A 21,385-nucleotide genomic window follows, 5' to 3' on the forward strand; every position below is an offset into this window, starting at 1 on the left:
GCATCTTCACGCTGCAAAAGCAGGTACGGCGCGACCAGCGACCACTCCTCGGCGCTGACGTCAGACGGATACGGCTTGCGGAAAATGCTCATCCAATACTGGATGAATCACACCCGCTTCCAAGTCCATAACAGCCTCTAGTTCCGGTGCCGAGAAGGAGGCGTTCATGGCGAAGACGGCACTGGTAGTTGGCGCGAGCGGGATCGTCGGCAGCGCGACAGTAAAGCTGTTGGCAGAGCAGGGCTGGGCGGTGCACGGCCTCGCGCGGCGCCCAACGGATCAGGCGGGCGTGCATCCGGTCGCGGTGGATCTTCAGGATGCGGCCGCGACCGCAGCGGCGGTGCGCCATCTGAACGCCGACGCCGTGTTCATCACCACCTGGCTGCGTCAGGACAGCGAGGCGGCGAACATCCGCGTCAACTCGGCGATGGTCCGCAATCTGCTCAACGGCCTTCCCAAGCCCACCGGGCCGCGACACGTCGCGCTGGTCACCGGTCTCAAGCATTATCTCGGGCCGTTCGAGGCGTACGGCAAGGGCACGTTGCCCCAGACGCCGTTCCGCGAGGAACAGGGTCGGCTCGACGTCGAGAATTTCTACTACGCGCAGGAGGACGAGGTGTTCGCCGCCGCTGCCCGCGATGGCTTCACCTGGAGCGTGCACCGCCCGCACACCGTCATCGGCCTTGCCGTCGGCAACGCCATGAACATGGGCACAACGCTGGCCGTCTACGCGACACTCTGCCGCGAAACGGGGCGGCCTTTCGTCTTTCCCGGCTCCGCGGCGCAATGGTCGGGGCTCACCGACATGACGGACGCCGGTCAGCTGGCCCGGCACCTGGTTTGGGCCGCGGAAACCGAGGCGGCGCACGACCAGGCATTCAACGTCGTCAATGGCGACATCTTTCGCTGGCAATGGATGTGGGGCCGCATCGCCCAATGGTTCGGGGTGGAAGCGGCGCTGTTCGACGGCACCGTTCGACCGCTCGAACAACAGATGGCGGACGACGCCGGGCTGTGGCGCGCGATCGCGACGCGTGCGCGGCTGGCCGAACCCGACCTCGGCCGTCTCGCCTCGCCTTGGCACACCGACGCCGATCTTGGCCGTCCCGTCGAGGTGGTCACGGACATGAGCAAGAGCCGGCGGTTCGGCTTCACTGACTATCAGCCGACCGACGATGCGTTCTTCGCGCTGTTCGAGCGGCTGCGTGCCGACCGTCTGATCCCCTGACACCGGCGATGGCCGACTTCGACCGCGCGGATGATCGGCATCGCCCTTGTTGCGCGAAACGCAACCACGCACCCGCACCCGTCGGTACGGTGCTCTCCGCCATCGGCGGACAGGCGAACGCACGCAAGCGACGGTGGCGAACGGTTTCCGGGCGACCATGAGGATCGTTATCCGATATCCGCCGCGTCCAGAAGCTGGGAAATGGCTGACCGCAGGGCGAAGTACCCCTTCGTCGTCCTTGGCCATGTGCGCTCGTCCCAGGCCCGGCGCACCGGCATGCACGGCGGAAGCGCGGCAGCGGACGGGCCGACCGGCGCCCATGGCGCCACCACCGGCAGATCGCCCGCCCACCCGTCGGCGAACGGAACGACCGGGCAGCCATAATGCGCTTCCGCCCGGACCAGGGCATCTGCCATCGCGTCGCGGTCGGCGGAACGGACCTGCTCGGACGCGCCGTCGGCATGCGCGATCAGCCCGCCGATCGCCATGACGCGCGCACTGCCAAGATCGAGACTTTCAGGATGAAGATCGTCCAGATGCAGCAGCAGCGCCACCTCGCGATGGGGCAGGATGGCGACGCGTGCCAGCGGCACCAGCGGGTGAGTGATGTCCTCGGTCAGCGGTTCCGGGTCTTCGTTCAGGCCGGTCGGGTTGAACCGGCCCTTGGTATACCGCGCGATGTTCTCCGCCCGCGCGAGATACGCCTTGCCGCGCGTATGCAGACCGGCGACCCACCGCCATGACAGCGTATTGCTGGCCGGATCGCCGTCGAGCAGATGCTGCAGGAAGAATTCGGCGCCCAGCGCCCAGGGCAGGCGAAGCGTGAAGATCCAGATCGAGGCGAACCACATGCGCGCATGGTTGTGCAGCCAGCCATGCTCCACCAACTCCCGCGCCCAGTCGTCGAAGCCCGCGATGTTGGTGCGCCCGGCGATCGCCTGCTCATACACATGGCGGAGGCCGGAACTGACGGCAAGATCCGCGTGCCCGTCGATCACCTGCTGCTGGTACGTCGTCCAGATCGTGGGATGCGTTTCCAGATGCCCCTTGAAATAGCTGCGCCAGAAAACCTCCTGGACGAACTTCTCGGAACCTTCGCGGCCATGCGCGCCGATCGCCGCCGCGGCCACTTCGTCCTCCAGCACCAACCGCCGCCGCAGATAAGGCGACAGCGTGGACGTGGTGGGAACCGCGCCCGGCCCAAGGTCGGTGTTGCGGCGATCAGCATAGATCTCCCCGGACGACCGGACGAAATCGTCAAGCCGGGCAACGCCTACGGCGCGGGTGAACGCTGGGAAAACGGGCATACGGCATCCCTACTGTATCGACGCACCTCGATGCGCCATCGAAGCCGCATAGCACAGGGCGTCCCGCAACAATGGTCGAGAGGAACGGCAGGCGCGATGTTGCGATTATGGTCAGGAAGACAGGACCACGACCTATTTCTAAGTCTCGCAAACCACTGAAGATACGCTAGCGTAACCACCCTTTTAAGGCTGGCGTACGAAAGTGTCTACATTGACAGGCCTGTGCGCGCCAATGGGCGCGCTACGGATATCGACGAAACAGGCTCCCAAGCACCGTTTTCTAAGCGGTTAAGATGACGGGGCATTCGCGGCGTAAGTTCATCACGCCCACGACGCCGCGGCCCAGGTCCCGGGTGAAGGCGGTGCCGTCGTCCAGAACGGCACAGACTTCGCAGTCGTGAAATTCACGCTGTTCACGCCGCAACAGCGCACGATGAGCCAGTAGCAGGGGGTATCGCCAAACCGCGACTGCCAGGGCGGTTTGTATCGGTGGGGCGGGGTGGTAAGGGCTGCCGATGCACGACCCTGCGGGACATCATCATCACGAGCGCGGGCAGGGGCATGGCGGCCCCGGCCATCATCATGATCATGCCGCCGGCGCCAATGCGCGCATGCTGGGCTGGGCGCTGGCGCTGACCGCTTTCTACCTGGCGGCGGAGGTGGTGGGCGCGTTCTGGTTCAACAGCCTGGCGCTGCTGTCCGACGCGGCGCACATGATGACGGACGTCGCGACGTTGGTGATCGCGTTGCTGGCGATCCGGATCGGTGCCAAGCCCGCCGACGACCGCCGCACCTTTGGTTATCAGCGGTTCGAGATCCTGGCGGCGGCGTTCAACGCGCTGCTGCTGTTCGCGGTCGCGATCTATGTGCTGGTGGAGGCGGTGCAGCGGTTCCGCACGCCCGAACCGGTGCAGTCCAACGGCATGCTGGCGATCGCGGTGCTGGGCCTGGCGGTGAACATGCTGTCGATGCGCCTGCTGATGGCGGGCAAGGACAGCAATCTGAACATGAAGGGTGCCTATCTGGAGGTATGGGCCGATGCGATCGGGTCGGTCGGCGTGATCGCGGGGGCGCTGGCGATCCGGTGGACCGGCCGCACCTGGATCGATCCGGTGGTGGCGGTAGCGATCGGGCTATGGGTGGTGCCGCGAACCTGGACGCTGTTGCGGGATACGGTCAACGTGCTGCTGGAAGGCGTGCCGGGCGGGTTGAGCCTGCCCGAAATCCGCCAGGGGATCGGCGTCCTGGACGGGGTGGGTGGGGTTCACGACCTGCACGTCTGGTCGGTCGCGTCGGACAGCGTCAGTTGCACCGTGCATGTCGAATTGCAGCACGGGGCGGATCCAGACGGGGTCAGGCGGTCGGTGGAGCGGTTGCTGGGCACGCGATTCGGGATCGCGCATTGCACGATCCAGACCGAGGCGATCGCGGAAGCCTGTGGCCACCGCGATCATCTGCACCCTTAGGCTGCCGGATTCTCCCAGGCGACCGCGCTCGGGACGGACGGAACCGTGTAGGGGAGCAGCCGGGTTAGAGGACCGAGGCGTAGTAGCTGGACACGCGGCCGGCATAGGCACGGTCGAACACCGGTTCGCTGCTGCCGGTGAAGCTGGGGCCGCCTTCCAGCAGGCGTTTGTCCATCGACACGATATAGGCCACGTTTTCCGCATCATAGGTCAGCGACGACCAGGGCACAGGATAGAAATGCTGGCCGATGCCGAGCAGCCCGCCGATGCGCAGCACGGCATAGGTGACCTGGCCGGTGCGGCGATCGATCTTGAAGCTGGACACCGCGCCGAGCGAGTCGCCGTCGCGGGTGCGGACGGCCGTTCCGTCCACCTTGTGCGAGGAAATGAGGAAGTCGACGTCTTCGTCAACGGCGGTACGGGCGGCGTCGGTCATGCGAAGTCTCCGATGGATCGGAGCAGAGAACCGTTACGGGGGCGGTGTGTTCCCGGCCGACGCCGATCGCGCGTCCGCCCGACGCCGTTTTCCGTCAGTCGCGATAGTCGAAGCTGCGCGCCTGCTGCCCGATCAGTGTGACTTCCACCCGGCGGTTGCGCTGGCGTCCGGCCGGCGTGGCATTGGTCGCGACCGGTGCGGTTTCACCGAACCCCTGCACCCGGAAGCGTGCCCGGTCGACACCCATGTCGGCCAGTGCCAGGCGCACGGTGGCGGCGCGGCGTTCGGACAGCGACCGGTTTGCGACGGTGGTGCCGACCGAATCGGTGTGCCCGTCGATCCGCACCCGGATGGCGCGATGCGTACGGAGATAGCCGGCAAGCGGGCGCAAACGATCCGCGGCACCGGGGCGCAATTCGGCGCTGCCGGTGCGGAACAGCACGTCCTGCAGCGTGAACATGGCGCCGTACCGGGTCTGGCGCATGCCATAATCGCGCATGCCGCGCCGATCCCAGCCGCCGTCCGCGTGGACCGCGACCGGGACCGCGACGACCCTGTCGCGCGCATCCCAGTCGAAACGGCCGCGGTCGCGACCGGCGATACGCGCGAAGGCGATGTTGGCCTCTGCCGCCTCGCGCCGGTTGATGCGGCCATCGTCATTGGCGTCGAAATTGCGGATCACGAACGCCCGGCCACGGCCGGTTTCGCGCAGTGCGGGATCAAGATCGCGAACGCCCTGCCCCACGAGCAGGATATCGCGGTCGCCGCGCCGACCGCCGCTCCAGTCCCAGCGATCCTGCGCGGATGCGGTGGCGGGCAGCGCGGCCAGCGTCAGCGTGCCCAAGGTGGCGGCGAGCATCATTTTGCCGAGTGTCATGCGTCGGTCTCCTTCATAACGGATGCCCGGCTTCGGCCACACGCGTTGAATATGGGATGAGCCGGGTCGGCAGCCCTGGTTCATCCTGGTGGAGTGACGGCCGAAACCGGCCTAAGCAGGATGCGGGCAGAGGAGACCATGATGCACGATGACGATCCGGTGCTGCAGACGCTGATGCCGGCGACGCACGATCTGGGCGGGTTCAAGGTCCATCGCACCCTGCCGCATCGCGACCGCACGATGGTGGGGCCGTTCGTGTTCTTCGACCAGATGGGGCCCGCGCACCTGCCGGTGGGCGAAGGGATCGACGTGCGGCCGCACCCGCACATCGCGCTGTCGACCGTGACCTATCTGTTCGACGGGGCGATCGATCATCGCGATTCGCTGGGGACGATCCAGACGATCGAGGCGGGCGCGGTGAACCTGATGACCGCCGGCGCCGGAATCGTGCATTCGGAACGGTCGCCGGTGATCGAACGCGCCAAGGGGCCGCCGCTGTCGGGGATCCAGACCTGGCTGGCGTTGCCCGACGGGCGCGAGGAGATCGACCCCGCGTTCGAACATGTCGCGGCGGAGGCATTGCCGGTGTTCGGCGATGCGCGTGCGCGGGCCACGGTCATCATGGGCAGCCTGTGGGGCAAGACGTCGCCGGTCACCGCCCATGCGCCCACCATCTATGCCGACATCGTGCTGGAGGCGGGCGGCGCGGTGCCGATCGATGCGGATGCGGACGAACGCGCGCTGTACCTGGTAGACGGCGCGGCCACGATCGACGGGCGCCCGCTGGAAAAGATGGCGCTGATGCTGTTGAAGCCCGGGATCGTAGCGACATTGCGGTCGGAGGGCGGCGCGCGCGTGATGCTGGCCGGCGGCGGCGCGTTCGCCACCCCGCGCCACGTATGGTGGAACTTCGTCTCCTCGTCCCGCGACCGGATCCGCCAGGCGCGCGAGGACTGGAAGGCCGGGCGGTTCGCGACGGTGCCGGGCGACCCCGACTATATCCCGATCCCCGATGTCCCCAAGACGGTGAGCTACCCATGATGACGCGCATTGCCCTGCCGACCGGCGTGGAACTGGATGTCGCGGAGGCGGGCGATCCCGCGAACCCGGCGCTGATCTTCCTCCACGGATTTCCGGAGTCGCACCGGACGTGGCGGCACCAGATCGCGGCGCTGTCCGGTGATCATTTCTGCATCGCGCCCGACCAGCGCGGCTTTGCGCGCTCGTCCAAGCCGGGAGCGGTTGCGGACTATCGCGCGGACCGGCTGGTGGCGGATGTGATCGCGCTGGCCGATCATTACGGGATCGATCGGTTCACGCTGGTGGCCCATGACTGGGGCGGGGCGATCGGCTGGGCCGCGGCGTTGCAGCACCCGTTGCGGGTGGCACGGCTGGTGATCGCCAATGCGCCGCATCCGCTGATCTTCCAGCGCAGCCTGATCGACGATCCGGCACAGCGTGCGGCCAGCCAGTATATCACCGTGTTCCGCGCGCCCGAGTTCGAGAACCGGATCGCGGACATGGGGTTGGAGACATTCTGCGACCGGTCCTTTGCCCCGCATGTCGACGCGGGCAAGATAACGGCCGCGGACCGTGCCGCCTATCTGGATGAATGGCGGCAGCCGGGAGCGTTGACCGCGATGCTGAACTGGTACCGGGCGTCGCAGATCGTGGTGCCGGCGATCGGCGCGCCCGCGGAGCCGCCCGCGTGGACGCAGGCGCCATTCCCGGTGCTGGAGATGCCGGTGCTGGTGGTGTGGGGCATGCGCGATGTCGCGTTGCTGCCGGTGCAACTGGACGGACTGGACGCGCTGGTCCGCGACCTGACGATCGCGCGGATCGACGCGGGGCATTTCGTGCCCTGGGACGCGCCGGATGCGGTGACCGATGCTATGCGCCAATGGCTGGCGCGGGATTGATCCGGACCCTGCGCGGCTGACGGCCGTTCAAACGCAATGCGCGCCTTTTCCCAGCTTCTCGACAGCCTGGTCTATACCCGGTCGCGCAACGCCAAGCTGAAGCTGATTGCCGAATATCTGCGCACGACGCCCGATCCGGACCGCGGCTGGGCGATGGCGGCGCTGACCGGCGACCTGAATATTCCGGCGGTGAAATCGGCGGCGATCCGCGGGCTGGCCGAGGCGCGGGTCGATCCGGTGCTGTTCGCGATGAGCCGGGATTATGTGGGTGACACGGCCGAGACGGTGGCGCTGTTGTGGCCGAAGCCGCTAGGGGAACCCGCCGAGATCGACGACGGGCAATTGGGGCTGGCGGCGGTGGTCGAGCGGCTGCGCGGCCTGGGACGGGCGGACGGTCCGGCGGCGATCGCGGGCATGCTGGATCATCTGGATTCGTCGGGCCGCTATGCCCTGTTGAAGCTGGCGACCGGCGGGTTGCGGGTCGGCGTGTCCGCCCGGCTGGCGAAGACCGCACTGGCGCAGGCGTTCGGGCTGGACGTCGATGCGGTCGAGGAGGTGTGGCACGGGATCGATCCGCCCTACGCGGCGCTGTTCGATTGGGCCGAGGGCCGCGCGACGCAGCCGACCGCCGCCGACGTGCCGGTATTCCGGCCGTTCATGCTGGCGCATCCGCTGGAGGATGCGACGGTCGACATGGCCGACTATGCCGCGGAGTGGAAATGGGACGGGATCCGGGTCCAGATCGTGCGGACTGCCGGCCAGACGCGGCTGTACAGCCGGGCGGGTGACGACATCACCGGCAGTTTTCCCGATGTCGCGGCCGCGGTGCGCCAGGACGGCGCGCTGGACGGCGAATTGCTGGTGAAGGGCACGCAGCAGGGCAGCACACTGGCCGAAGGTGACGGGGCGGCCAGTTTCAACGCGTTGCAGCAGCGACTGGGGCGCAAGGTGGTGTCCGCGCGGATGCAGGCGGATTATCCCGCGTTCGTGCGCGTCTATGACATCCTGTTCGATGGAGCGGAGGACGTGCGCGCACTGCCATGGACGCAGCGGCGGGCGCGGCTGGAGGCGTTTGCCGGCGCGCTGGACCCGGCGCGGTTCGACCTGTCCGTGGTGATCGATGCGGCGGATTTCGCGGCGCTGGAGAAGATTCGTGCGACATCGCGCGATGCCGCGATCGAAGGCGTGATGCTGAAGCGCCGCGACAGCCCCTATGTCGCCGGGCGGCGCGCGGGGATGTGGTACAAATGGAAGCGCGATCCGCTCAGCTGCGATTGCGTGATGATGTATGCGCAGCGCGGCAACGGGAAACGATCGAGTTTCTATTCCGACTATACCTTCGGCTGCTGGACCGAGGAGGGCGAGCTGCTGCCGGTCGGCAAGGCCTATTCCGGATTTACCGACGAGGAGCTGAAATGGCTCGACAAGTTCGTGCGGACCCACACGACCGGACGGTTCGGCCCGGTGCGCGAAGTGGAGAAGACGCTGGTGCTGGAGGTGGCATTCGATTCCATCCACGAATCGAAGCGGCACAAGTCCGGGCTGGCGATGCGGTTTCCCCGAATCTCGCGGATCCGCACCGACAAGCCTGCGGCCGAAGCGGACCGGATCGCGACCTTACGGCGGATGATCGGGTAGTCCGGATCAGCGCGGAATGCGGATTTCGAACAGCGCGGGCCAGTTCTTGCCGGTCACGAACAGCCGGTCGCCCTGCGCGTCATAGGCGATGCCGTTCAGCACCGCGTCCGGATCCCGCGCGCCGACCTGCGCGACGATCGAGCGGAGGTCCAGCCAGCCCTTGACCACGCCGGTCGCGGGATCGATCCGCGCGATCATCGGTGTCTGCCACACATTGGCGAGGATCTCGCCCTTCACATATTCCAGCTCGTTCATGTTGTAGAGCGGCTGGCCGTCGGCGGTGACGCGGAGCCGGCCCTGTTCGGCAAAGCTGACGGGATCGAGGAAGCGCAGTTCCGGGGTGCCGTCCGACAGGATCAGGCGGCGGCCGTCGCCGGTCAGGCCCCAGCCTTCGCCGGGATAGCGGAACTCCGCCTTGCGGCGGAGCGTCGCGCGGTCCCAGCGCCAGCCGCGTTCGCTTTGCCAGCTGAGGCTGACCAGATCGTCCTTCCACAGCGCCATGCCTTCGCCGAAGACGGTGGCGGGGACGGCGGTGCGTTGCAGGACCTTCCCATCGGCGAGGCGGACGTGGCGGATTTCCGACCGTCCGATCTGGCCGGTGCTTTCGTACAGGCTGCCGCGGTCCCACAGCAGCCCCTGGGTGAAGGCGTTGCTGTCATGTGGATAGCGCCGGACGATCGTTGGCACTATCACCGGGACCGGCGTCGGCGTGGCCGCCTGCGTGGTCGGCGTGGAGTCCCGCGGCGGCGGCGACCCGGGCGGAGCGGCCGAACAGGCGATCAGCGGGAGCAGGCACAATAACGGGCGCATGGCGGGTTTCCGACAGGAGCGGGTGACACCGTATATCGCGGAGCCGGCGCCAGGGCGCCAGGGAATTTGGGCGATCAGCCGATCAGCAGCGCCGACAGGACCAGGACAAACCCCAGGAACGCCACGCCGAAGATCGCGGTGCGGAGTTTCGGGATGCCCGCGGCATAGACCGGCAGATAGGCGAGCCGCGCCCAGAAGAAGAGATGTGCGCCCAGTTCGGTCTTCCAGCCCAGCCGGCCAGCCGCGACCGCCCCGAGCAGCGCGACGGCGAACAGCGGAAAGGTTTCGAAGAAGTTCGCCTGTGCGCGGGTCAGCCGGCCGACGATCGGGTTGGGCGGCGGCAGCTCCTCGTCGCGCGCGCCCATGTTCCAGCGGACGCCATATTGCCGCGTGCGGACCTGCGCCGCAGCCAGGATATGGACCGCGCCCAACAGGGTGGACCAGCCGAGCAGCGTCAGTTCGATGGGCATGTGGCGGATTTCCCGATCGGGGTAGCGGACACCGGAGCGTAGGGCGGCTGTATTGTCGGCGCAATACGCTTTTCCGCTTGATCGTCGGCGATGCGACCCGCATATTCCGGTCATGCTGAACCTCGCCTCGATCGGCATCGGTGCCGTCACCTTCTTCTTCGCGCTGTTCGCGTTCATTCCGTTCCTGGGGTGGGCCAACTGGTTCCTGATCCCGATGGCGCTGGTGGGGCTGGTGCTGGGCGCGCTGTCGCGATCATCGTCCGGGCGCAATTTCAACATCTTCGTGCTGCTGGTGTGCATCGTCCGGCTGTCGCTGGGCGGCGGCATCTTCTGATCGCGGAGGCGGTGCGCCGGGACGCGCGGTTCGGCGCGCTGTGCGGCGTCGGGGCCTATGTTTCTTGGGGGCTGCTGCCGCTGTTCCTCAAGACGTTGAGCGGCGTGCCGACGGTGCAGATCGTCGCGCACCGCGTGCTGTGGTCCCTGTTGCTGCTGGCTGCGATCGTGACCGCGGTGCGGGGTTGGGCGGCGATCCGGGCGGCCGTGACGACGCCGCGATCCGTGCTGGCGCTGGGGCTGAGCGCGGTATTGATCGCGATCAATTGGCTGGTCTACATCTGGGCGGTGACGCACGGCCATGTCGTGGAGGCAAGCCTCGGTTATTTCATCAACCCGCTGGTGAACGTCGCGCTGGGGGTGATCGTGCTGCGCGAACGGCTGCGGCCGGTCCAGGCGCTGGCGGTCGCCATTGCGGTCGTGGGGGTGCTGGTGCTCGCGCTGTCGGGCGGCAGCGCGGTGTGGATTTCCGGCCTGGTGGCGTTGTCGTTCGGCATTTACGGCGTGGTGCGCAAGCTGGTCGCGGTCGATGCGCTGGCCGGGCTGACGATCGAAACGGCATGGTTGGCGCCGGTCGCGCTGGCGCTGCTCGCCTGGACGGCGGAGCAGGGAACGGCGGCGTTCGGGCCCGACCTGCGGCTGAACCTGCTATTGATGCTGGCGGGGGTGGTGACGGCGTTGCCGCTGCTGATGTTCGCGGCGGCCGCGCGCCGGATGCGCTATGCGACGCTCGGGCTGTTCCAATATGTCGCGCCGACGCTGCAGTTTCTGGAAGCGGTGTGGCTGTTCGGCGAACCGCTCCGGCCGGTGCATCTGGTGACGTTCGGGTGCATCTGGACCGGCTGTGCGCTCTATGCCGCCGACATGTTCCGCGGCGCACGCGCGCCGGCGGTGCTGGCGACAGAATAGGGCTTGTCCCCGGCAGGCCGCCTGCGTATAGGCGCCCATCTTGGCTCCGCCGCTCGGCTCCTACCCGGGAGTATCAAACGATCGGCACTCCGTCGGGGAGTAGCTCAGCCTGGTAGAGCACTGTCTTCGGGAGGCAGGGGCCGGAGGTTCGAATCCTCTCTCCCCGACCATATTTCTGCTACTTTCTTATATTTACAGGCGATACGCGGAGGATTAATAGAACCTTAGATGAAGAACATCTCAAGGTCGATCATACGATAGCACGACATCTTGCCAGCATGGTTTCATGGCTTCCCACGCAGCGCGCTGACGTCGGGTAGACGCGATGCCGTAATGCTAGCGATCGTCAAACGTAGGCAGTAACGATCCGGCCAACGGTCGATGGCGACCGGTCGCCGAGCGCGCGATGCAGCCGGTTGCGAGGGCATCGCTTTGGCAAAGCGCCTGGCAAGGCGCGCAAAAGGTAACGCGCTACTATCGGGAAACTCGATCGCTCCGGTCGTGCGTGGAAGACGCGATCCATTTCCCCGCGGGCCTGTCGGCGACTGACCGGAGGAGGTAGCAGACGCGGCGGGCGTCTCCGTCGCCGCTTTTACCGTCCGTGTCGAGCGGGGCGTCGCGACGTGACGGGGGAAGGACAGCCCTGACACACCGGGGCGATCAACGCTGACATCCCACGGTACGATCCGCGGCGGAAGACGCGCCCCGCCCCGGCAGCCCCGCGGGGATGGACGGCATGGCCCCGCATCATACGACATTACCGATCCTTCACGGGATCGTCACCACGCCTGCACCGCGCGGCGTCTACGGATCGTGGGCCGACGCGTTCGCTCCCTGGCGCGTCGGCACCCCCCTTCCGCTTGCGCGACAGGTCCTGCGATGCACGCCCCCATCTTCTACGATCCCAGCGGACGGCGCCGGCGCTGGTCGCTCGGCACGCTGTTCGCGGCGCTGCTGCTGGTAGTCGCGGCGGCGGGGATCTTCGCGTTCACGGTCGTGTCCGTACCGGTGCCGCGCCCGCTCGCCTTCACGGTAGAACGCCCGCATCCCCGCCCGCTGGTCCAGCAGGTCGGCCATTTGCGGCACAAGGTCAGCAGCCGGCTGCACGCGCTGTTCGGGCGCTGGCTGCCGCTGGCTGCCACGGGTGCCGCCGCGCCGGCGCATCAGACCGTGGTCGGCTTCTACACGCCGTGGGATGATGCCAGTCGGGCCTCGCTGGCCGCCCATGTCAACGAACTCGACTGGCTGGTGCCGGATATCCTGTCGGTCACCGGGCGGGCGCACCGGCTGACGCCGATCGCCGACCCGCATCTGGACGCCATCCTGAATGGCGCCGCGCACCGGCCCGCGGTGCTGCCGATGGTGCAGAATGCGCTGAACGGCGCCTGGGACGGCGCCGGCACCGCCGCCCTGCTGCACGACCGCGTCGCGCGCACCGCCTTCCTAACGCAGCTGGAACCGATGCTCGCCACCCGCAACGCGCGCGGTGTCGTGTTCGACCTCGAATCGATGCCGACCTCGGCGCAACCCGATTACAAGGCGTTCCTGGCCGAAGCGCATGCCCGCTTCGCCCCGCATGGCTGGCTGGTGACGCTGGCGGTGCCGGTCGGCGATGCCGACTGGAGGCTGGCCGATTATGCGAAGATCGCCGATCGGCTGTTCATCATGGCCTATGACGAACATTGGCCGGACGGCGCGCCCGGCCCGATCGCCAGCCAGCCCTGGTTCGTGCGCCAGATGAAGGACGCGGTCGCGCGGATCGGCACGGCCAAGGCGATCGTTGCGATCGGCAGCTATGCCTATGACTGGACCGAGGGCGAACATCCGGCCGAGGCGCTGTCGATCGAGGAGGCGTGGCTTGCTGCGCATGACAGCGGCGTGATTCCGCGTTTCGACCGCGCCAGCGGCAACAGCAGCTTCGACTATCAGGATGCGGGCACGGTGCATCATGTCTGGATGCTGGACGCCGCCAGCGCCTGGAACCAGCTTCGCGCCGCGCGGGCACAGGGCGTCGCCGGGGTCGCGCTCTGGCGGCTGGGGACCGAGGATCCCGGCGTCTGGCCCGCGCTGAAGGCGTTTCCCGGCGGCCGCATCCCCGATCTGCGCGCCATCTCCTCGTCCACCAATGTCGATGTCGAAGGCAATGGCGAACTGCTGCGCATCGCCCAGGTTCCGACACCCGGCGCGCGGCGGTTGGCGGTCGATGCGCAGGGGTTGGTGCGGGATGAACGCTATGACCGGCTGCCGCTGCCCTATGTCGTCGAACGCACCGGTGATCGCCCCGGGCTGGTCGCGCTCACCTTCGATGACGGGCCGGACGGCGACTGGACCCCGCGGCTGCTCGACATCCTGAAGGCGAAGGGGGTTCCCGCCACCTTCTTCATCGTCGGCGAAAATGCGGTGGCACATCCCGGTCTGCTCAACCGGATCGTGGCGCAGGGCAGCGAGATCGGCAACCACAGCTATACCCACCCCAATCTCGCGCTGGTCTCGCCACGCGGCACCCGGCTTGAACTGAACGCGACGCAGCGGCTGGTGGAAGCCTATACCGGCCACGCGATGCGGCTGTTCCGCGCACCCTATTTCGGCGACGCCGAACCCACGACCCGCGACGAACTCGATCCCGCGCTGACCGCGCAGCAAGACGGCTATCTGAATGTCGGCCTGCACGTCGATCCGGGCGACTGGACGCGCCCCGGCGTCGACGCCATCGTTGATCGCACCGTGGCGCAGGTGATGGGCGCCACCGCGGATCGCTCGGCCCAGATCATCCTGCTGCACGATGGCGGCGGCGATCGGTCGCAGACGGTGGCGGCACTGCCACGCATCATCGATACGCTGCGCGCGCGCGGCTACCGCTTCGTTCCCGTCTCCGAACTGGCCGGGTTGCCGCCGGCACAGGTCATGCCACGCGTCGTCGGGGCGGATCTGCTGGCGGTCCGCGCCGATGTCGGCATCTTCCTGGCGCTCGGCGCGCTCGGCTATGCGATCAAATGGCTGTTCTTCGTCGCCATCGCGCTCGGCCTCGCGCGCGCGCTGTTGCTGGCCGGTCTCGCCCTGATCGCGCGTCGCCGCGAACGCGCCCTCGTCCCGCCGGCGATCGATCCCGCGCGCTTCGTCTCGGTGCTGATCCCCGCCTTCAACGAAGCCCGCGTGATCGAGGCATCGGTCCGCCGCGTGCTGGCGAGCGCGGATGTGGCGCTGGAGGTGATCGTGATCGACGACGGATCGACGGACGACACCAGCGCGATCGTCGCCCGCGCCTTTGCGGACGATCCCCGCGTCCGCCTGCTGACGCTGGTCAATGGCGGCAAGGCGGCCGCACTCAACACCGCGCTCCGCACGACCCGTGGCGAGGTCATCGTCGCGCTCGACGCCGATACCCAGTTCGAATCGCAGACGATCGCCCGGCTCGCGCGCTGGTTCGCCGATCCCGATCTCGGCGCGGTCGCGGGCAATGCCAAGGTCGGCAACCGCGTCAATCTCGTCACCCGCTGGCAGGCGGTCGAATATGTCACCGCGCAGAATCTGGAACGCCGCGCGCTGGCGCAATTCGATGCGATCACCGTCGTCCCCGGCGCGGTCGGCGCCTGGTCACGCGCCGCGCTGGACGATGTCGGCGGCTATCCGGTCGATACGCTGGCGGAGGATCAGGATCTGACGATCGCGATCCAGCGCAATGGCTGGCGCGTCGCCTATGATGTCGACGCGGTCGCCTGGACCGAAGCCCCCGAAAGCTTCCGTGCCCTCTCGCGCCAGCGCTTCCGCTGGGCGTTCGGCACGCTGCAATGCCTTTGGAAGCATCGCGACGTCGTCCGCACGCGCCATCCGGCGGGGCTGGCGTTCGTCGGGCTGCCGCAGGCATGGCTGTTCCAGATCGCGTTCGCTGTGGTCTCGCCGATCATCGATCTCGCCTTGCTGATCAGCATCGTCGGTACCGCGCTCCGCGTCCACCAGCATGGCTGGGCCCAGACGCAGAGCGACGTGCTGCGGATGGCGGTCTACTGGCTCGCCTTCACCGCGATCGACATCCTGTGCGGCTGGATCGCTTACCGGCTGGAAAAGCGCCGCGAACGCTATCCCGCGCTGCTGCTGATCGCGCAACGCTTCGTCTATCGGCAGTTGATGTATTCGGTCGTGCTGCGCGCGGTCGCGGCGGCACTCACCGGCCCCTGGGTCGGCTGGGGCCGCATGGAACGCAGCGGCCGGGTCACCCAGCCGACCTGATGCAATAGGCTCAGTCGACGCGCATCCGATAGCCATTTTCGAAATCCGCGACCAGCATCGCCGTGATCGCGTCGCCCACCACTTCGGGCGTCTTCAACGTCGCGGCATCCTCGCCCGGAAAGGCGCGCGCGCGCATCCGGGTCGCGGTCGCGCCGGGATCGACGATCGCGGCGCGCAGCGTGCTGATCCCTGCCATCTCGTCGGCATAGGTCAGCACCAGCGTCTCCAGCGCCGCCTTGGTCGCGGCATAGCCGCCCCAATAGGCCCGCGGCCGCGCCGCGACCGACGATGTCAGCATCACCAGCCGCGCGCGGTCGCTCTGCCGCAACATCGGGTCGAACGCCGCGATCAGCGCCTGCTGCGCGGAAATGTTGAGCGTCAGCAGATTGGCTAGTTCCTTCGGGTCGATCGACGGCACCGGCGTCAGCGTGCCGAGCGTCGCGGCGTTCAGCACGAGAATGTCGAGCGCGGGCCAGCGTCCGCCGATCGCCGCCGCCAGCTTGGCGACCCCGCCGCTTTCCGCAATGTCCAGCGGGGCGATCGTAGCGCTGCCGCCCGCCGCGAAGATCCGCTCCTCGACTTCCTCCAGCCCGCCCGCGGTGCGCGCCGTCAGGATGACGTGCGCGCCTTCGCGCGCCAGCGCTTCGGCCGTGGCCGCGCCGATCCCGCGCGACGCACCGGTGACCAGCGCCAGCCGGTTGTGAAGGGGAAGATCGGTCATCACATGCCTTCTCGATCTGAACATCACCCCGACGTCCCCCACCCGTCCGCCCCGAGCGAAGTCGAGGGACGTGTCTCAGGCGCTTTGCAGCATGTCTCGACTTCGCTCGACACGAACGGGGTTCTGGCGGGTTGCTAAGGGATTCTGGAAGGTTAGGAAAATGAAGTCAGGCGGGAACACGCTCCGCCAGCAGCGACAATTGGTCCGCCGGCGCCACATCTTCCTGGTCGGTAAGCCGCGTCGGATAATCACCGGTGAAGCAGGCGTCGCAATATTGCGGCCGGGTTTCGTGCCGCCCCTGCTCACCCAGCGCCCGGTACATGCCGTCGACCGATACGAACGCCAGGCTGTCGGCATCGATATGGCGTGCCATCTCCGCGACCGTCATCTGCGCGGCAAGCAGCTTGGCGCGTTCCGGCGTGTCGACACCATAATAACAGCTGTGCCGCGTCGGCGGCGATGCGATCCGCATATGCACCTCGGTCGCGCCAGCCTCGCGCATCATCTGCACGATCTTCACGCTGGTCGTGCCCCGGACGATCGAATCGTCGATCAATACGATCCGCTTGCCCTTGATCAGCGCGCGGTTGGCATTGTGCTTCAATTTCACGCCCAGATGGCGGACCTTGTCGCCCGGCTGGATGAAGGTGCGGCCGACATAATGCGATCGGATGATCCCCAGCTCGAACGGAATCCCCGACTGCTGCGCATAGCCGATCGCCGCCGGCACCCCGGAATCGGGCACCGGGATCACGATGTCGGCATCCACCGGATCCTCGATCGCCAGCTGCGCGCCGATCGCCTTGCGCACCGAATAGACTGACGATCCGTCGACGATCGAATCGGGGCGGGAGAAATAGACATGCTCGAACACGCAGGGCCGCGCCGGCACCTCCGCGAACGGGCGGATCGACCGCAGTCCCTTGTCGGACACGATCACCAGCTCGCCCGGATCGATATGGCGGATGAACTCCGCCCCGCACACGTCCAGCGCCACGGTTTCCGATGCGAAGATGTAGCTTTCGCCCAGCCGCCCCATCACCAGCGGCCGGATGCCCAGCGGATCGCGGCAGATCAGCATCCCCTCCGGCGTCATGCACACCAGCGAATAGGCGCCCTCCAGCTGCTTCAGCGCATCGATGAAGCGGTCGAGCAGCGTACGATAGGACGACATCGCGACCAGGTGGATGATCGTTTCGGTATCGCTGGTCGACTGGAAGATCGAACCGCGCCGGACCAGATCGTGGCGCAGCTTGGCCGCATTGGAGATATTGCCGTTATGGCTGACCGCGAACCCGCCGCTGTGCAGTTCGGCAAATAGCGGCTGCACGTTGCGCAACGCGGTCTCGCCGGTGGTGGAATAGCGGACATGGCCACAGGCGGCGTCGCCCGGCAACGCGCGGATCACGTCGTCACGATCGAAATTGCCCGCGACATGGCCCATCGCGCGGTGGGTGTGGAACATGCGTCCGTCCCAGCTGGTGATGCCGGCGGCCTCCTGCCCCCGGTGCTGCAGCGCGTGCAGGCCCAGCGCGACCATGGCCGCCGCGGTGCCGTCTGCACCCCAGATGCCGAAGATGCCGCACTCCTCGCGCAGTTTGTCTCCGCTCAGGTCGGAGTCGAAGGGGTCAGTGATGATCATGGGGTGATCCGTTACGGGGTGCGGATGCCGCCCATATAAGGGCTACCTTATCATTTGTCGCCTCCCCTTTGTCGCGCGATTGTCATCGAAACCGTGATCGATCTGTCCCGGAAAATGCCATCGAATTTGCGATGCGGCGCGGCTATCGCGGCGGCATGACCATCGAAACCACCGATCGCCTCGCTCCGCATTACGACGCGAACGGCCTTGTCACCGCCTTCGTCACCGATGCCGCGACCGGCGAACCGCTGATGCTCGCCCATATGAACGCCGATGCGCTGGCGGCCACGCTCGCGGGCGGCGAAGCGGTATTCTGGTCGCGGTCCCGCAACCGCCTGTGGCGCAAGGGCGAAACCTCGGGGCACGTCCTGAAAGTGGTCGAGATCCGCGTCGATTGTGATCAGGACGCGCTGTGGCTGCGCTGCGAGCCACGGGGGCCCGCCTGCCACACCGGCGCGCGCAGCTGTTTCTACCGCCGAGTCGAGGACGGACGGCTGGTCATGGTCCAGGCGTGATCGCCCGCAATCGCATTGCGACGTAACGGAAACCTTTGACGTTGACGTGAACGTCACCCTGTCATAAATGATGGGCATGCTTCAGCATGCCGCCATTCACACCCCCGACACCCACAACCGGGACAGCTTCACCATCTCCGATCTGTCGGAGGAGTTTGGCGTCACCGCGCGCGCTTTGCGTTTCTACGAGGACGAGGGATTGATCGCGCCGCAACGGATCGGGCTGACCCGCGTCTATTCCCGACGCGATCGGGCCCGGCTGGCCTGGATCCTGCGGGGCAAGCGGGTGGGGTTCAGCCTGGCGGACATCCGCGAGATGATCGACCTCTATGATATCGGCGACGGGCGCGAGACGCAGCGTCATGTCACGATCGACAAATGTACCGCCCGCATGGAATCGCTCCGCCGGCAGCGTGAGGATATCGACGCCGCGATCCTCGAACTCGAAGTGTTCATCGCGCAGGTCGCCGCCGCCGACGAGGCCGCGCACGGGGCCGTATCGATCAAATAAGCCGTTCATTCATTCTGGGAGAGACCGATGCCTACTTACACCGCGCCGGTGCGCGATACCCGCTACATCCTCGATTCGATCCTCGGCCTCGAAAATTACGGCAACCTGCCGGGCTTCGAAAATGCGACGCCCGACATGGTGGAGGCCGTGCTGACCGAAGGCGCGCGGTTCTGCGAGGAAGTGCTGTTCCCGCTCAACCAGTCCGGCGATCATGAAGGCTGCACGCGCCATTCCGACGGCAGCGTGACGACGCCCAAGGGCTTCAAGGAAGCCTATGACCAGTTCGTCGCCGGCGGCTGGGCCACGCTTGGCGGGATCGAACGCTTCGGCGGCCAGGGCCTGCCGCATGTCGTCGCCGCCGCGTTCGAGGAATATCTGATCTCCGCCAACATGGCGTTCGGCATGTATAACGGCCTCACCATGGGCGCCACCGCCGCCATCCTCGCCAAGGGGTCGGAGGAACAGCAGCAGACCTATGTGCCCAAGATGATCTCGGGCGAATGGGCCGGCACCATGAACCTGACCGAACCGCATTGCGGCACCGATCTCGGGCTGATCCGGACCAAGGCGGCGCGCAACGCCGACGGCAGCTTCGCGATCACCGGCACGAAGATCTTCATTTCGTCGGGCGAACATGACCTGACGTCCAACATCATCCACCTCGTCCTGGCCAAGGTCGAAGGCGCGCCGGATAATGTGAAGGGCATTTCGCTCTTCATCGTGCCGAAGTTCCTGCTCGATGCCGATGGCAATGCCGGCGACCGCAACGGCGTGGTCTGCGGCTCGATCGAAGAGAAGATGGGCATCCACGGCAACTCGACGTGCGTCATGAATTATGACGGCGCGACCGGCTATCTGGTGGGCGAGGAGAATAAGGGCCTGGCCGCGATGTTCATCATGATGAACGCCGCCCGGCTCGGCGTGGGGCTGCAAGGTCTGTCGATCGGCGAGGTCGCCTATCAGAACGCGGTGGCCTACGCCAAGGATCGTCGCCAGGGCCGCGCGCTCACCGGTCCGGTCGATCTCGACCAGAAAGCCGACACGCTGTTCGTCCACCCCGACGTCCGCCGCATGTTGATGGATGCCAAATCCAAGCTGGAAGGCGCGCGTGCGCTGTGCCTGTGGGGCGGGTTGCAGGTCGATCTCGCCCATCGGGGCGCGACGGAGGAAGACCGCACCGCCGCCAACGATCTCATCACGCTGCTTACCCCGGTCATCAAGGGCTATGTCACCGATCTCGGCTACGAAATCGCGACGAACGCGCAGCAGGTCTATGGCGGCCACGGCTACATCCGCGAATGGGGGATGGAGCAATATGTCCGCGACGCCCGCATCGCGCAGATCTACGAAGGCACCAACGGCGTGCAGGCGATGGATCTGGTCGGGCGCAAGATCGGTCAGAATGGCGGCCGTGCGCTGATGGCGCTGGGACAGCTGATGGGCGCCGAACTCGCCGCCGCCAAGCAGGATCCCGCCACCGCCGACTTTGCCGGCCGGCTGGAAAAGGCGGCGGGTGACCTCCAGACCGCGTCGATGTGGCTGATGCAGAACGGCATGGCCAATCCGAACAACGCCGGCGCGGCCGCCTATCCCTACATGACGCTGATGGGAATCGTGACGCTCGGCTGGATGTGGTTGAAAATGGTGCGTGCTTCCACCGCGGCGATCGCGGCGGGTGAAGGCGACCGCACTTTCCATGAAGCCAAGCTGGTGACGGCGCGCTATTATGGCGAACGCGTCCTGCCCGATACGGGCAGCCTGCGCCGCAAGATCGAAGGCGGGGCGGATGTGGTGATGGCATTGCCGGTGGAGGCTTTCTGATGTTCGCAGCGGTGACGGGTTTCCTGCTGATGCTGCAACCCGTCCCCGCTGCGCCGCCTGCCTTGTCGACCACGCCGCCTTCCGAAATTCCGGCTGCCATCGCCGCGGCCGGGCTGCCGCCGCTGGCCGGCGACGCGTTCCGCTTCACCGATGTGTCGCCCGGCGGTCGCGACGCGACGCTGTTCGATGCCCGCCGCACGGCATCTGGCACGGAACGCACGATCATCGGCCTGTCACGCACCCAGTCGGGTTGGGAAGTCACCTCGCGCGACAGCCACCGGCTCGCGGGGGAGACGTTCGACTATCTGTCGAAGCGGATCGAAACCGCGATCGCTACGCCCCCGCCCGCCGCCGGCTCCTGCCCGGACGGATCGGATTATCGCAGTGAACGCGCACAGGCCGGGGTGATCCGCGCGCTGGCCGGTTGCGGCGAAGGCCATCCGAACGTCATGCTCGCCCGCCTGTTCGGGGTTCGCGACACGCCCTGACCCGCGGCCCGGACGCATCCGCCGGCGCTACGCGGTCGCGGTCACGATCCACCCCGACGCATCGAAC

Annotated in this window: 19 protein-coding genes and 1 tRNA gene; 13 read left to right on the forward strand and 7 right to left on the reverse strand. The window is 67.1% G+C overall.

What is annotated here, in order from left to right; genetic code table 11:
• The first annotated feature begins 166 nt into the window (after positions 1-166).
• Complete coding sequence (locus VF649_RS07685) at positions 167-1,228, forward strand: SDR family oxidoreductase (RefSeq protein ID WP_331011375.1); 1,062 nt, start codon at positions 167-169, stop codon at positions 1,226-1,228.
• 167 nt (positions 1,229-1,395) lie between these two features.
• On the opposite strand, the gene VF649_RS07690 is transcribed toward VF649_RS07685, so the two are convergent.
• A complete protein-coding gene (locus VF649_RS07690; RefSeq protein WP_331011376.1) occupies positions 1,396-2,535 on the reverse strand; it encodes an FAD-binding domain-containing protein in 1,140 nt (379 codons plus the stop codon).
• Positions 2,536-3,050: 515 nt separating this feature from the next.
• Here VF649_RS07690 and VF649_RS07695 point away from each other — a divergent pair.
• Positions 3,051-4,001, forward strand: a complete 951-nt coding sequence (locus VF649_RS07695; RefSeq protein ID WP_331011377.1) for a cation diffusion facilitator family transporter — start codon at positions 3,051-3,053, stop codon at positions 3,999-4,001.
• Between the two features lie 64 nt (positions 4,002-4,065).
• Here VF649_RS07695 and VF649_RS07700 read toward each other — a convergent pair whose 3' ends face one another.
• Positions 4,066-4,437 carry a PRC-barrel domain-containing protein gene (locus VF649_RS07700; RefSeq protein ID WP_331011378.1) on the reverse strand — a complete coding sequence of 124 codons (372 nt, stop codon included), beginning with the start codon at positions 4,435-4,437 and terminating at the stop codon, positions 4,066-4,068.
• A 94-nt stretch (positions 4,438-4,531) separates the two neighbouring features.
• The gene (locus tag VF649_RS07705) at positions 4,532-5,314 is read right to left on the reverse strand and encodes an OmpA family protein (protein WP_331011379.1); all 783 of its coding nucleotides are present in this window, start codon (positions 5,312-5,314) and stop codon (positions 4,532-4,534) included.
• A gap of 141 nt (positions 5,315-5,455) precedes the next feature.
• On the opposite strand from VF649_RS07705, the gene VF649_RS07710 reads away from it, so the two are divergent.
• The 3 genes from VF649_RS07710 to VF649_RS07720 are packed head-to-tail and all read left to right on the forward strand — an operon-like array spanning position 5,456 to position 8,871.
• Entirely contained in the window at positions 5,456-6,355 is a 900-nt protein-coding gene (locus VF649_RS07710) for a pirin family protein (protein ID WP_331011380.1), read from the forward strand.
• Complete coding sequence (locus VF649_RS07715; protein WP_331011381.1) at positions 6,355-7,233, forward strand: alpha/beta hydrolase; 879 nt, start codon at positions 6,355-6,357, stop codon at positions 7,231-7,233. Before VF649_RS07710 ends, VF649_RS07715 begins: the two co-directional genes overlap by 1 nt.
• Positions 7,234-7,269: 36 nt before the next feature.
• Positions 7,270-8,871, forward strand: a complete 1,602-nt coding sequence (locus tag VF649_RS07720; RefSeq protein ID WP_331011382.1) for a cisplatin damage response ATP-dependent DNA ligase — start codon at positions 7,270-7,272, stop codon at positions 8,869-8,871.
• 6 nt (positions 8,872-8,877) lie between these two features.
• Here the strand turns inward: VF649_RS07720 and VF649_RS07725 are convergent, their stop codons facing one another.
• Together VF649_RS07725 and VF649_RS07730 are read right to left on the reverse strand one after the other, a co-directional pair.
• Positions 8,878-9,681, reverse strand: a complete 804-nt coding sequence (locus tag VF649_RS07725; RefSeq protein WP_331011383.1) for a glutaminyl-peptide cyclotransferase — start codon at positions 9,679-9,681, stop codon at positions 8,878-8,880.
• Positions 9,682-9,755: 74 nt separating this feature from the next.
• Positions 9,756-10,151 carry an MAPEG family protein gene (locus tag VF649_RS07730; RefSeq protein WP_331011384.1) on the reverse strand — a complete coding sequence of 132 codons (396 nt, stop codon included), beginning with the start codon at positions 10,149-10,151 and terminating at the stop codon, positions 9,756-9,758.
• A gap of 112 nt (positions 10,152-10,263) precedes the next feature.
• Here VF649_RS07730 and VF649_RS07735 point away from each other — a divergent pair, with 112 nt between their 5' ends.
• From VF649_RS07735 to VF649_RS07750, 4 genes are all read left to right on the forward strand, one after another.
• Positions 10,264-10,485: a hypothetical protein gene (locus tag VF649_RS07735; protein ID WP_331011385.1), complete on the forward strand. Its 222-nt coding sequence runs from the start codon at positions 10,264-10,266 to the stop codon at positions 10,483-10,485.
• On the forward strand, positions 10,446-11,393 hold the full coding sequence (rarD, locus tag VF649_RS07740) for an EamA family transporter RarD (protein ID WP_331011386.1): 948 nt from the start codon (positions 10,446-10,448) through the stop codon (positions 11,391-11,393). Before VF649_RS07735 ends, rarD begins: the two co-directional genes overlap by 40 nt.
• Positions 11,394-11,486: 93 nt before the next feature.
• Positions 11,487-11,563: transfer RNA gene (locus tag VF649_RS07745), tRNA-Pro, on the forward strand.
• A 709-nt stretch (positions 11,564-12,272) separates the two neighbouring features.
• Positions 12,273-15,620: a polysaccharide deacetylase family protein gene (locus VF649_RS07750; protein WP_331011387.1), complete on the forward strand. Its 3,348-nt coding sequence runs from the start codon at positions 12,273-12,275 to the stop codon at positions 15,618-15,620.
• A 10-nt stretch (positions 15,621-15,630) separates the two neighbouring features.
• Here VF649_RS07750 and VF649_RS07755 read toward each other — a convergent pair whose 3' ends face one another.
• Positions 15,631-16,341 carry an SDR family NAD(P)-dependent oxidoreductase gene (locus VF649_RS07755; RefSeq protein WP_331011388.1) on the reverse strand — a complete coding sequence of 237 codons (711 nt, stop codon included), beginning with the start codon at positions 16,339-16,341 and terminating at the stop codon, positions 15,631-15,633.
• 166 nt (positions 16,342-16,507) lie between these two features.
• Positions 16,508-17,983: an amidophosphoribosyltransferase gene (gene purF, locus VF649_RS07760; protein ID WP_331011389.1), complete on the reverse strand. Its 1,476-nt coding sequence runs from the start codon at positions 17,981-17,983 to the stop codon at positions 16,508-16,510.
• A gap of 155 nt (positions 17,984-18,138) precedes the next feature.
• Between purF and hisI the strand changes: the two genes are divergently transcribed.
• The 4 genes from hisI (at position 18,139) to VF649_RS07780 (ending at position 21,318) form a co-directional block, all read left to right on the forward strand.
• Positions 18,139-18,498 (forward strand): phosphoribosyl-AMP cyclohydrolase, encoded by a 360-nt coding sequence (hisI, locus tag VF649_RS07765; protein WP_331011390.1) that lies wholly within the window; start codon positions 18,139-18,141, stop codon positions 18,496-18,498.
• A gap of 76 nt (positions 18,499-18,574) precedes the next feature.
• Positions 18,575-19,009: a MerR family DNA-binding transcriptional regulator gene (locus VF649_RS07770; protein WP_331011391.1), complete on the forward strand. Its 435-nt coding sequence runs from the start codon at positions 18,575-18,577 to the stop codon at positions 19,007-19,009.
• A gap of 27 nt (positions 19,010-19,036) precedes the next feature.
• Entirely contained in the window at positions 19,037-20,830 is a 1,794-nt protein-coding gene (locus VF649_RS07775; protein ID WP_331011392.1) for an acyl-CoA dehydrogenase C-terminal domain-containing protein, read from the forward strand.
• Positions 20,830-21,318 carry a hypothetical protein gene (locus VF649_RS07780; RefSeq protein WP_331011393.1) on the forward strand — a complete coding sequence of 163 codons (489 nt, stop codon included), beginning with the start codon at positions 20,830-20,832 and terminating at the stop codon, positions 21,316-21,318. Before VF649_RS07775 ends, VF649_RS07780 begins: the two co-directional genes overlap by 1 nt.
• Positions 21,319-21,385 lie beyond the last annotated feature (67 nt).

This window comes from Sphingomonas sp. (assembly GCF_036387535.1).
Lineage (GTDB): Bacteria > Pseudomonadota > Alphaproteobacteria > Sphingomonadales > Sphingomonadaceae > Sphingomonas_R.